This window comes from Rhizobium sp. CB3090 (genome assembly GCF_029714285.1).
Classification (GTDB): Bacteria; Pseudomonadota; Alphaproteobacteria; order Rhizobiales; family Rhizobiaceae; genus Rhizobium.
The window spans coordinates 25,569-37,910 of sequence record NZ_CP121663.1 but is presented as its reverse complement, the minus strand read 5'-3'; the positions used below and the strand labels follow the sequence as shown (position 1 = coordinate 37,910).

The 12,342-nt window shown below is 57.4% G+C and carries 12 protein-coding genes; 6 read left to right on the top strand and 6 right to left on the bottom strand.

Annotated features, from left to right (window positions below):
• Positions 1–28 precede the first annotated feature (28 nt).
• Positions 29–466 (bottom strand): lipocalin-like domain-containing protein, encoded by a 438-nt coding sequence (locus tag QA646_RS19000; RefSeq protein ID WP_283059807.1) that lies wholly within the window; start codon positions 464–466, stop codon positions 29–31.
• Positions 467–1,275: 809 nt separating this feature from the next.
• Between QA646_RS19000 and QA646_RS18995 the strand changes: the two genes are divergently transcribed.
• The 3 genes from QA646_RS18995 to QA646_RS18985 all read left to right on the top strand — a co-directional run bounded on the left by QA646_RS18995 (position 1,276) and on the right by QA646_RS18985 (position 5,367).
• Entirely contained in the window at positions 1,276–2,019 is a 744-nt protein-coding gene (locus QA646_RS18995) for a LuxR family transcriptional regulator (protein WP_283059806.1), read from the top strand.
• Between the two features lie 246 nt (positions 2,020–2,265).
• Positions 2,266–2,934 carry an acyl-homoserine-lactone synthase gene (locus QA646_RS18990; protein WP_283059805.1) on the top strand — a complete coding sequence of 223 codons (669 nt, stop codon included), beginning with the start codon at positions 2,266–2,268 and terminating at the stop codon, positions 2,932–2,934.
• Positions 2,935–3,735: 801 nt separating this feature from the next.
• Positions 3,736–5,367, top strand: a complete 1,632-nt coding sequence (locus tag QA646_RS18985) for an MFS transporter (protein WP_283059804.1) — start codon at positions 3,736–3,738, stop codon at positions 5,365–5,367.
• A gap of 210 nt (positions 5,368–5,577) precedes the next feature.
• Here QA646_RS18985 and QA646_RS18980 read toward each other — a convergent pair whose 3' ends face one another.
• The 4 genes from QA646_RS18980 to QA646_RS18965 form a co-directional block, all read right to left on the bottom strand.
• Entirely contained in the window at positions 5,578–6,348 is a 771-nt protein-coding gene (locus QA646_RS18980) for an ABC transporter ATP-binding protein (protein ID WP_283059803.1), read from the bottom strand.
• Positions 6,349–6,362: 14 nt separating this feature from the next.
• Entirely contained in the window at positions 6,363–7,319 is a 957-nt protein-coding gene (locus QA646_RS18975) for an ABC transporter substrate-binding protein (RefSeq protein WP_283060569.1), read from the bottom strand.
• Between the two features lie 91 nt (positions 7,320–7,410).
• On the bottom strand, positions 7,411–8,262 hold the full coding sequence (locus tag QA646_RS18970) for an ABC transporter permease (RefSeq protein WP_283059802.1): 852 nt from the start codon (positions 8,260–8,262) through the stop codon (positions 7,411–7,413).
• Positions 8,263–8,286: 24 nt separating this feature from the next.
• Positions 8,287–9,633, bottom strand: coding sequence for an LLM class flavin-dependent oxidoreductase (locus QA646_RS18965; RefSeq protein WP_283059801.1), 1,347 nt, complete (start codon positions 9,631–9,633; stop codon positions 8,287–8,289).
• Between the two features lie 400 nt (positions 9,634–10,033).
• On the opposite strand from QA646_RS18965, the gene greA reads away from it, so the two are divergent.
• On the top strand, positions 10,034–10,516 hold the full coding sequence (greA, locus tag QA646_RS18960; RefSeq protein ID WP_283059800.1) for a transcription elongation factor GreA: 483 nt from the start codon (positions 10,034–10,036) through the stop codon (positions 10,514–10,516).
• Positions 10,517–10,538: 22 nt separating this feature from the next.
• Here greA and QA646_RS18955 read toward each other — a convergent pair whose 3' ends face one another.
• Complete coding sequence (locus QA646_RS18955) at positions 10,539–10,952, bottom strand: SgcJ/EcaC family oxidoreductase (RefSeq protein ID WP_283060568.1); 414 nt, start codon at positions 10,950–10,952, stop codon at positions 10,539–10,541.
• A gap of 393 nt (positions 10,953–11,345) precedes the next feature.
• Between QA646_RS18955 and QA646_RS18950 the strand changes: the two genes are divergently transcribed.
• Positions 11,346–11,627 (top strand): hypothetical protein, encoded by a 282-nt coding sequence (locus tag QA646_RS18950; RefSeq protein ID WP_283059799.1) that lies wholly within the window; start codon positions 11,346–11,348, stop codon positions 11,625–11,627.
• A gap of 430 nt (positions 11,628–12,057) precedes the next feature.
• A complete protein-coding gene (locus QA646_RS18945; RefSeq protein WP_283059798.1) occupies positions 12,058–12,330 on the top strand; it encodes a hypothetical protein in 273 nt (90 codons plus the stop codon).
• Positions 12,331–12,342 lie beyond the last annotated feature (12 nt).

Here is a 12,342-nt window from a genome sequence, read left to right as displayed (position 1 = left end):
GAATGAGGCGCAGCCGCGCCCAAGTGAGTCAGGCGCCGGCTGGTCCCTTGTCGCGGATCCAGGAGATTTCGTTGACGGTGATTACTCCACCGCTCTCGGAGGGGGGCGTGCGCAAGATCAGCTCATCGCCCCTAAGCTCGTAAGGGCGGACCTGCTCGGTTTCCGACCAATTGGGAAAGGAGCTGCCTTCGATCCTATGCGTGACCTTGCCATCGGCAACCCTGTAGCTGCCGAAATAACCCAGACAAGTCGAATAGGCCGCCGCCCGCTCCTCGGCACTACCGCCGAGAGGATCGGTTGTTTCCAAAACCGGACGATGTGCGGCCGTCATTTGCACCATCATCCTGCCGGTCGACGTGTAGACAAGCAAACCCGATGCGTCCTCCCCAAGCGGATAGGAAACATCTCCTTTGCTGGTCGTCCTGCGCCAAGCCAGCAGTCTCCAAGATCCCTTAAGATTGTTCATCACGCCCTCTGTGCTTGCCGCAAACGTAATCGCTGCACCCCGCACGGTCGTCTCTGACCGTGACGCAAGGCCTTGCCATGGGTTCGATTTTTGCAATTCAGACATGGCATTACGGCACGAGAGTACGAATACCCCGCGGAGCAACGTCACATCATTCTGGCCTGAAGACTGATCGATGAGGCAGCATGCGCCTCTTCCCATCAGTCACATATCAAACGGTCCGAAACAGGTCGCCCATGCTGCGTACCCGTTGCTGGCTTTCTCCTGGCAGCGGTGAAGTCGCAGCCGTGCCGCTCATCGACCAGCTAATGTCGAGGTCGAATCCGAAAGTTGCAACTTTATGTTGGTGTCGACGAGAGTTAGCGCTTCCGTCGGCATGAACGTCCACGCGGCAGGTTGATCCTGCCTGCACAGCTATTTGGAATTTCTTTCCAGATGCCTTAAAGCGGGCCGGACGATGCCCATTTCGCACGCCATAGCTTCATACGAGAGACCATCTTTGGCCCTCGGTATGCCCGCACCCTGCAGCTGCAGTTTCCTTCCCTTGTATCGGATTTAACAACTACCTTACGCAACGGTAAATAAGCAATTTTGCCTACCTTTGAGCGCGTTCTCGATTGGACAAAGAACCTGCCGCATGTCAGCGCGATCATGCGAGACCGCCTCTCCACCAATGACCTTCTCGCTCGGACTCAGGTTTTATTATAAAAACATCATATAATGCCGGCATTAACCCGAAATGGTCATGAAAATAATACTTCCTTGAGCTAATATGCGCTAGGATTATTCGAAATCCTGGGGAGGGGCGAGTGAACAGTGAAGCCGTGGCAACTGCAAACGTAATGTTCGACTTTTTGTCGGAAACCGCGGCCGCAAAAAGCAAGGAAGACGTACTCGGCTCTCTGGACAAGTCCGCACGCCATTTTGGTTTTAGCTGCTTTGCAATTTCCGGCATACCCTTGCCCACCGAGCGCATTGATTCCTACTTCATGTTGAATGCTTGGCCGTCGGAGTGGTTCGAACATTATGTTTCGCACAACTATGTCCACGCCGATCCCGTCATCCAGCTCTCTAAAATGCAGGACGGCGCTTTCGTTTGGTCGGAGGCACTGCGAGATCAAGAGCTCGGCCGTCACGCACGCCGCGTCATGAACGAAGCCAGAGAATTCAAAATGAAAGACGGCTACAGCGTGCCGTTGCACTCAGCGAGCGGCTTCCAAGCGATCGTTACATTCGGTGCGGAAAAGGTGGACCTCTCCAACGCCGCCAGAGGCGCGCTGCATATTCTATCGATCTATGCGCACAACACACTGCGCGGTCTTATGGCAAAAGAGGCAAGGGCGCGGGACCGGAGCCCGTTGCGGATCACGGCGCGGGAGCGTGAAATCATTCAGTGGTGCGCAGCCGGAAAGACAGCCATCGAGATCGCCGAAATTCTGGGACGCTCGCACCGAACCATCCAGAACGAGATCCTGAATGTCCAGCGCAAGCTTAACGTCGTGAATGCGGCGCAGATGATAGCGGAAAGTTTTCGCTTCGGAATACTTCGCTGAATTGTCTTACGGGGTTGAGCTGCAGGTAAGTCAGCATGCCTTCGCGCCAGGTTGCGCGTCAACGTGTCGCCTTGAGCTGCCCCTGCTAATGCTCAGCTAAGTTCATGGAACGGCCTCGGCCTAGGTCAGAAAGCTGGGTATTTTTACTCATTTAAATGGCGGGGACTATCATGCATTCTTGCCCTAAAATCAGGGGCAAGGATGATAAGACTCTACGTCGGTCGTTCGGCATCGAACGGACAAGCAATGGAGAAAATTTGGCGCTTTCGACACGAGCAATTTGTGGAAAGGCTCGGTTGGGAAGCCATTCGCCGAAGCGACGGATTGGAAATCGACCAGTTCGATCACGAGCGAGCCCTGCATCTTGCCCTCTTTCACGAAGACGCGGTCGTTGGATATACGCGATTGCTCCCCACGACAGAGCCGCATTTGTTATCGGACGTATATCCCCAGATCATGAACGGCCAAACATGGCCACGTTCGCCGGACATTTTTGAATGGACCCGATGCGTTGTCGCGAAAGGCGAAATACTCATCAATGAGGTGCCGGCTTCCCATATCCTGATGACGGGCGTAATGGAGTTTTGCCTTGTTGCAGGCATCACTTCGCTGATCGTCGAAACGCACCCGAAATTGGTGGATCTTTTGATTTCGACAGGCTGGCAGGTAACCAAACTCGGATCGCCGTCCCTGCTCGAGGACGGCATAGTTGTGCCGATCCAAGCCAAGCCCTCCGTGGCCGGCTTGATACGGCATCATCAACTCTATTCCATCGAAGGAACAACCCTCTTGCTGGAACCGGAGCTTCATAACCCGCTGAAGCCCGAGATTACTTTGAGCCACTTGCCCTACCTGGCTCATACAAGAGCTCGTTCAAACCACAAGACGAATGAAAGCGCCTATTTGGCTAAGTGACAGCAATGGCCACATCTGCGAGCGCGAACCGGCTTGGAGCAAGGCAATATCGTGCGAACGGGAGGCGCTGCAAGTGCCTGTTGCTGAGATGCGACCGACGGATTTCAAAGAGATTTGCGAGGTCACTCAGTTCCGGCAACGAGCTGAAATGAGGGGGTAATGCGACTGCTGCGAGCACTGGTCGAGCAGATTAGATCCACTGAAGAGCGCGATCGCCGTCGAGACGGCGATGACGTTTACAATGAGCCATGGGTACAACGTATGATCGATCAATTCGATCGAGAATTGAAAGCTGCAGAATGCCGGGCAAACCGGAAAGACGCTTCAGGACAAGCTGGTGTAAGATGACAAGCGATAAACAAAATCAAACTGTAATTTTTGCGGAACCCGAAAGCTATATTAAGGAACTGGTGCACGATCAGGCCAATAATTTGAACGCTATCATCACGCAGGTCTTTGAAAACCAGACATCCACCGAGGACGTCGCATTGATACGATATCTGCTTCAAATGCTCAGCGTGGCAACAGAGGTCGAAAGAAAGATCCATTAGCAGATATTGCTGGACGTTTTGTGTGTTTGATCTGCTACCAGCGGTTCCTTTTTAAGGACCGCTCATTTCCGCTGCATCCGACCGCGCCTTTATTGTTCACCAGCCTGCAATCAGAAGCTGCTCGCCGTCATTGCACGAAACGAGCATGCGACTGAAGGCGTCGCCGCGCTCGGCTGCGAATCCGTCCTAGCCACTGCAAAGCTTCGTCATATATTGCAGCGGAGCGGGAATCAGAGCTGCTGGAGGAACCTTGTCATCGAATTCGTCGACGTTCAAACCGCTTAAGCACGAGACCTATCGCCGGATCTGGCTCGCGAGCCTTGCGTCGAATTTCGGCGGGCTGGTCCAAGCCGTTGGCGCTGCCTGGATGATGACGACCATCACGGCGTCGGAAGACATGGTGGCGCTGGTCCAAACCTCGACTGCCTTGCCGATCATGCTGTTTTCACTGGTTTCCGGTGCCCTTGCCGACAATTTCGACCGCCGCCGGATAATGCTGACGGCGCAATGTCTGATGCTGGCCGTTTCGGCAATCCTGACCCTGTGTGCTCTGCTGGGCTGGATCACTCCCTGGCTGCTTCTGCTCTTTACCTTCCTGATCGGCTGCGGAACGGCGCTCAACAATCCCTCCTGGCAGGCGTCGGTCGGAGACATGGTGCCTCGGGAGGATCTGCCGGATGCCGTGACGCTGAATAGCATGGGCTTCAACATGACCCGAAGTGTCGGCCCGGCGATCGGCGGCATCATCGTCGCGGCCGCCGGCGCTGCGGCTGCCTTTGCAGTCAATGCCGTCAGCTATTTTGCGCTCATCTATGCGCTGATGCGCTGGAAACCCGCTCCTTCGACATCGACGCTGCCGCGTGAAAATCTGGGCAGCGCGATCTTTGCCGGGCTCCGCTACATTTCGATGTCGCCGAATCTTGAAAAAGTACTCGTCCGCGGCTTCATCTTCGGCATCGGAGCCAGTTCGGTATTGGCTCTCCTGCCGATCGTCGCGATCAATCTCGTTTCCGGCGGACCGCTGGCCTATGGTTTCATGCTGGGATCCTTCGGCATCGGAGCGATCGGCGGTGGTGCGCTGAATGCTAGGCTTCGCGAGGCGATGAGCAGCGAGCTGATCATCCGCTATTCCTTCGCCGGGTTTGCGGGCAGCATGATGCTGACCGCCTTGAGCCCTTTCATTATCCTCACCTGTGTCGGCCTGCTCGTTTCCGGGGCCTGCTGGGTACTTGCCCTTTCGCTCTTCAATACGATCGTCCAGCTATCGACGCCGCGCTGGGTCGTGGGCCGCGCCCTGTCGCTCTATCAGACGGTGACCTTTGGCGGCATTGCCGGCGGCAGCTGGCTCTGGGGTGTTGCAGCCGATCGTTTCGGTGTCTCGGAAGCGCTCTATGGCTCGGCAGCGGTCATGCTGGTCGGCATCGTCATCGGCCTGCGTTTCTCGATGCCGGCCTTTGCCTCGCTAAATCTCGATCCTTTGAACCGCTTCATCGAACCTGCCCTCGGCCTGGACATCACGCCGCGCAGCGGCCCGATCGTCATCCTTGTCGATTATCAGATCGGCGACCAGGATCTGCCGGAATTCCTGAAGCTGATGGCCCAGCGGCGGCGGATCCGTATCCGCGATGGCGCCAGAAACTGGGCGCTGATGCGCGATCTGGAAAACCCCGGCATCTGGACGGAAACCTACCACACACCGACCTGGGTCGAATACATCCGCCACAACCAGCGACGCACTCAGGCGGATGCGGAAAATATGGATCGGCTGCGGGCACTCCACGGCGGCAGCGACCCGCCTTATGTTCATCGCATGATTGAGCGCCAAGCGATTCCACCCTCAGACGATGTCTTCCACAAGGCGCCGATCGACCTGCATCATTAAGCTGCCATACGATCCTGCGGCGAACCGGCTTTGCGCCGCAACAACAAAAAACCCTCCGCCGGCGACGGCAGAGGGAGGTTAGGTCATAGTGCTCGTCCGGTATTACCCGGAACTAAACCCTGCCACGCCGGACCGGCGGATGTCATTTAAATATTTTAATGCAGCATCGAACCGGCGAGTGGTCATTCGGCCGCCACGCTTAGCCAACCTTCAATGCAGCCCGAAAGCGTTCAGCAGTTGTTCTCGAAACTTGACGAAGCGCGCCTCGCTTCGGTTGCGGGGTCGCGGAAGATCGATGTCGATCTCGCGGGTACGCCCACCCTTTTCCTTGGAAAGGATGAGGACTCGGTCAGCGAGATAGACCGCCTCCTCCAGGTCGTGCGTGACGAGGATCATCGTCACCTTTTCCTCCCGCCAGATGCGAGCGAGCTCTTCCTGCATGGTGATCTTGGTCATGGCGTCGAGTGCGCCGAACGGCTCGTCGAGCAACAGGATTTCAGGTTTCACCGCGAGCGCCCTCGCAATGCCGACGCGCTGAGCCATACCGCCCGAAAGCTGCGACGGCAGGGCGTCGGCGAAATCGCTGAGGCCTACGAGTTGGACATAGCGGCGCGCACGCGCCCTCGCCTCGCTCTTCTTCAGACCCTGGTTTTCGAGCGGGAAGGCGACGTTGTCGAGCACGGTGAGCCAGGGCAGAAGCCTCGGCTCCTGGAAGATCACCGCGCGATCCGCCCCTACGCCATGAACGGGCTGCCCGTCGATCAGCACATCGCCTCTGTCCGCGTTCTCGAGCCCAGCGAGAACCCTGAGCAGGGTCGTCTTGCCGGAACCCGAAGCTCCCACGATCGCCAGGCTTTCGCCGGCGCGAATGTGGTTGCTGATCCCTTGCAGCACATTGAGATGGCGGCCGTTGATCGAGTAGGATTTGGAGAGGTTCTTGATCGTCACCTCTCCGCGCAGGGTCAGTTCAGCAACAGCCATTGGCCCACTCCTTCTCAGTTGCCGGCGACGGCGAAATTCGCCGGATCGTAGAGAATGTCTTCCGCCTTGATCTGCCCCGGCTTGAGAACGCCGCCACGGGCGAGGATGTCGATCCAGAATTGCAGGTCGCGCGGTACGGCCTTGCCACCTTCACGCACGCCATAGCCGGTGAAATATTGCGCAATGTCGGCATTCTCGCCGCGCGAGGCGAGAACCTTGGCGATCACCGCTTTGGTTTCCTCAGGATGAAGACGAGCGTATTCGAGCGCGGCCTGCGACTTCTCAACGAAGATCTTGGCCGCTTGCGGGTGTTGCTTGATCCAATCGCGGCGCAGCACCGTAAAGCCGCCGGCGATCTCACCGAGCACGTCGGTGTCGCCGAAGATCTTCTGGAGGCCACCATTTTTCAGTGCCACGCCTTCATAGGTCTTCTGCCAGTAGCCGAAGGCGGAGACATCGACCTGCTTGGAACGCAGAACCTGTTCGAGCTGCGCACCCGGAACGACGACCAGCTTGGCCGCATTTTCGGGCAATCCGACGGAATGAAGCGCCTCGCGCACCGTATAATCGAGATGGGCACCAAGCGTATTGACGGCAATCGTCTTGCCGGCCAGATCCTTGATCGATTTGATCGGGCTGCCCTCAAGCGAATAGAAGATGCTTTCGGTGGTCTTGTCGATACCGTTCGAAGGATAGGCTGCGACGAAATCGTTGCCACCGGCTATCGAGTTCAGCACCGCCGCGGTCGCAGCGCCTCCGACTTCGACATTGCCCGACGCCAGCGCGAAGAGGGAGGCCGGACCGCCCTGAGCATAGCCGACATCCTTGAGTGTCAGGCCGGTGTCCTTGAAATAGCCGAGCGCATCGGCAAGCTCATGGGCAGAAAGACCACCCTGGCTTGCGAGGTAGCGGATGGTGACCTGATCTGTCTCGGCTGCAAAGGTAACGCTTGCCGGGACGACCAGAAGCATGCCGGCTGCGACCGCGGCGATGCCGAAAGAACGACGCGAAATCTGCATGTGAACTCCATAGATCGGATGAGATGGAAAATGGTGGCGCGTTTCAGCCTTCAGTCCTGGGGCTGGCCCAACGGCAGAGCCGGGCCTGCAACGCCTCGAGGATGAAGTTGGCCGACAATCCCAGAAGCGCGAGCAACAGAATTGCCGCGAACATCAGCGGGATCTGGAAATTGTACTGCGCATTCATCACCTGAAACCCGACGCCGGAATTGGCGCCGATCATTTCTGCGGCGATGAGCAGCAGAAGCGAGGTGGTGGCACTTAGCCGCAATCCAACAAAGATCTGCGGCAGGGCGGCTGGCAGGACGACGCGGCGAAACACCGTAAGCGGCTTGGCACCGTAGACACGCGCCATTTCCACCAGCTTGGCGTCCACCTGTTTGACGCCTCCAATGGTGGCGAGAAGCGTCGGAAACAGAGTTGCCCAGAAGATCACGAAGATTTTCGATGCCTCGCCGAGGCCGAGCAATAAAATGAATACCGGATAGAGCGCGAGTGCGGATGTCTGCCGAAACAGTTGCAGGATCGGATCGAGGCTGCGTTCGACAATTCGGATCTGCCCCATGAAGAGCCCGAGCGGAATACCGACGCCGACGGCTGCGCCAAATGCGATGCCGGCGCGCTGGAGGCTGATGGCGATGTCGCCGAGCAGCGGTCCGCCGCTGACCCCGTTCCAGAGGGCCCGCAGGATCGCATCCGGTGGCGGAAGAACCGCCGGGTTGCTCCAGCCAAGCGACGGCGAGACCTGCCAGAGAGCAACGAAAACAATGATCAGGCCGTAGCGCGATACGAAACCGCGCAACAGCGCTCCTGCTTGCCGTATCAGCCTGCTCTGCGAGATATATGTTTCGCGATAGCTCCCCAGGAGAGCCTGCTGTTCAGTATCAAGCGCCATGAGCTTTTCCCCTTGCTGTCTCGGTTATTCGGCGGCTTCGGTGTAGGCGGCGGCCCACCGATTTTGCGGAAAAGGCAGGCCCAGATTTTCTCGGAGAGTCTTGCCTTCATAGGCGGTGCGGAACAGGCCCCGGCGCTGCAGCTCGGGAATGACGAGTTCCACGAAATCGTTAAGGCCGGTCGGCAGCCATGGCGGCAGGATGTTGAAGCCGTCCGCGCCTTCGTTCTCGAACCATTCCTGCAGGGTATCCGCGACCTGGACGGCAGAGCCGACGATGGTGAAATGGCCACGTGCAGAAGCGATCCATTGATAAAGCTGGCGAATGGAGAAATTGTTCTCGTCCGCAATGCGCCGGATCAGTTCCTGACGGCTCTTCATGCCCTCAGTCGGCGGCGCCGGAGGCAGCGGACCGTCGAGATCGGCGCCTCTGAGATCGAGCTCGCCGCCAGTGAGCCCGCTGATCAGCGCGAGCCCATCCTCCTCGACGATCAGGCTTGTGAGCCGCTCGTATTTCTCGCGCGCTTCCGCCTCCGTGCGGCCGACAAAGGGCGAGACGCCCGGCATGATGAGCACATGCGAGGGATCGCGACCGAGGCTGCGCGCACGCGCTTTGATATCGCGATAGAATTCCTGAGCGGTGTCGAGCTTCTGGTGCGCCGTGAAAATCACTTCGGCGTTGGCCGCGGCAAGTCCGCGCCCATCGTCCGACTGGCCAGCCTGCACGATGACAGGATGACCCTGCGGCGAACGCGGGACATTCAATGGCCCTTCGACCTGGAAATGTTCGCCGCGGTGATTGGTACGGTGCACCTTGTTTATATCGAAATAAACGCCGCTTGCCCGATCGCGAATGAAGGCGTCATCGTCAAAGCTTTCCCAAAGCTTCTTGACGACCTCGACATGTTCGGCCGCCCGCTTATAACGGGTTGCATGGGGGTGCTGCCGCTCAAGATTGAAATTCCTCGCGGCGGCTTCGGTGGCAGTCGTGACAACGTTCCAGCCGGCGCGGCCGCCGGAGATCAAGTCGAGCGATGCGAATTTGCGCGCAACAGAGTAAGGCTCCTCGTAGGTCGTCGATGAGGTCGCGATGAAGCCGATGTGCTTGGTAAACGGCGCCAATGCCGAAAACAATGTGACCGGCTCGAAGCCTGCTACCCTCGCATTGCCACCCTCCACGCCGCCGCCAAAGGAGATAGCAAGCCCGTCTGCCAGGAAGTAGGCATCGAAAAGGCCGCGTTCGGCCGCCTGCGCAAGCTCGATGTGGAACTTGAGATTGACCGCCCCGTCGACGGGCTGGTCCGGATGGCGCCAGGATGCGATATGCTGGCCGCCGCCGGGAAGAAATGCACCGAGCTTGATCTGTCTCTTCATGGTTCCTCTCCACATTACAACTAGCTGGGCACGAAGCCTTGATGCTTAAGTATTGCTATATAATCTATGAATTTAATAGGCTATTTGTTTTGCAGCCATTGCCTGATGGAGAAAGTTTTTCCAGAAGCTGGAGGAATGGGGAATTTGTCGCCCGCCGTTGTGGTGAACCATTCGCTCATCAGGATATGGGCACGTCAGGTCTTGAAGGACATCGTCGAGTCCGCCAACGCGTCGTCACAACCAAGGGCTCAATTCCTCGGCAAGTGGTCGATGCCGAGGAGAACATTTGCGATAAAGCCGATGCGACCTTTTCCCCAAGGTCTGCACCCCGTCGTCTTGGCTTCCGCGATAGCCCAACTATATCGTCTAATAGAGGACATTCATTTTTTCGGAGCTTGCTTTGGCTGTCGCATTTACAAAAGAGGAAAGCGCGGAAACGGCTGCGGAGACGCAGCTCCCCGACCGCGCTATCTCGCCCCATCCGAATCTGGTTACCGAAGCGGGATGGAAGGCGCTCAATGCTGCGCTTCAGGAAGCCCGCGACCGGTACGAAGCCGCAAGCGCTGTCGAGGATGTGAACGAGCGTCGGCGGCAGGCGGCAGTCCCCCTTCGCGACCTGCGTTATTTCGCCGAGAGGGTTCGCACCGCTGAGATGATACCAGCCCCGGTGTCCCATGAGACCGTCGTCTTCGGCAGCATAGTCACCTTCAGCCGCGATGACGGACGCGTGCAGACCTATCGCATCGTCGGAGAAGACGAAGCCGAGCCCAAACAGGGGACGATCTCTTACGTTTCACCCGTCGCCCAATCTCTCTTGGGAAAATTTGTTGGCGACATAGTCGTGGTCGGCGATCATGAACTGGAGATCGTATCGATCGCTTGAAGGTGTTCCCGCCTCAAGCCGCTTAACTCGAGTGCTTCTCCGGCATAGCCGAGGAGTGATGCGAGGAGATCAGCCATTTGCCGTGCTTGAATTCGTAAGTGAAGGTGTAGCGCGCCGGAACCTTGGCGCCATCCTTCAAGGTGAAGGTGTAGAGGCCGATATCGAGCGCGTCATTACAGCCGATTTTGATCGTACGGCTGTTGATCTTCCCCTGCGGATGCTTCTTCAGGAAGCCCACGAAATATTCCCTGCGCTCCTTCTGCGTCAGCCGCGGCTTGTTCGACAAGGTCGGCAACAGGACGGCGTCAGGAGCATAGTTTTCGACGACCTTTTCGGGGTCGAGCGTCGCCAGGGATGCGTTCCAGCGATCAAACAACCGCTCCACCTGCGGTTTGGTGATCGGCGCGCATTGTTCAGCCAGGGCCGGCGTCGCCATAAGAGCAATTGCGAAAGCAGCAAGCGGAGATATTTTCATTTTAACCCCCATCAATTGATTTTGTCGTTTCCGGCGATACTCGCGCCACCTGTACAGGGATGGTTGCGCCCGCCGCATAGTGTCTGCCGAACGGCCAGCATATGCCGAATGGCCTATGCAATACCGACCGACGGCTTTTTACACCTAGCCCAATCTCGCCGCATGGCTGAGGGCATACACATTTTCCTTTCTTTATATCATGGTATGATATATTTTCATGGCGTCCGCATTGGGAGGACGTTCGCGGGCGCGCCACGCTGAGCGCTTAGGCTAGGTCCATACGCGCCAGGGTGCCACCACTGCAGCGCGCTCGCGAACCTTATCCCAAAATTTCGTAACCGAAAGGGGCATCGCTTGGACGATCTCAATGTGAATATCGATGGATCGATCGTATTGGATCGCGACGTACGGTTCTTTGGGTCTATCGCGGGCACGTTAACGGTTCCTGCCGGCCGACGGTTCGAACTCTATGGAAGCATTGGCCGCGATCTCGTTATCGAGAAGGGCGCGGCCGCGATCGTTTGCGGAACGATTCACGGCAGCCTGATCAACAAAGGTGGAGATGTATTGTTGAGTGGATCTGCAGAGGATATCCAGGATCTGGATCCCGCCAGGCCAACTCGAAAGGAAGTCTAATTCGCGTGTTTTCCGTCGATTCTTTGACGGGAGCGGCGCGGATTTCAACCAGTCGTCAGCAGCGGCACACTATAAAGAGGATCTATGTGATCGTTTATCTCTGGGCGCTCTATCGGCCACGCGTTGAACCTAAAATAGGTTATGGCGACTTAGGATATCTCATTCGGTGGCTGGAACGGCAGAAGCTTCCAGGAGAAGCGCCTTCGGACTGGGTGGTGATGCTGCTCAAAGTCGCCGAAAACGATGGACGATCTGTTTATGTTCACGATGAGGGAGGTCCGAACCAGTGGACGCTGACACTCAGTCGGACCCGTGTTGACGCCTTGCCAAGGTGTTGAGCAAAGCAGAAGCAGGAATTATGCTGTCGAGGTTACGAGCGGACCCGTCAAGCCCGTTTCGCAGCGTGTCTCCGATAAGGTGCCGAGATGATATGAATTCGTTTTGGAACGCTTTGACGATTGTTTCGGTTCTGGCTACGCCGGCGAATGCGCAGGCGCTGCGGCCAGCTCCTGCAATGGATCGCTTGGCCGATTGCACCGACGTGGTGGAACACGTCCTGTCGACGACCAGAGGACGGCTCCTGTCATTTCGCCAGGGTGACGAGAAATGCACCGTAATCATCCTCTTGCGAAAGGACGGCGAGCGTCCCGAGAAGATCGTCCTGCATGTCGATCGTAATCAGGGATCCGCAGACGCTGAATAATGTTTCGATTGA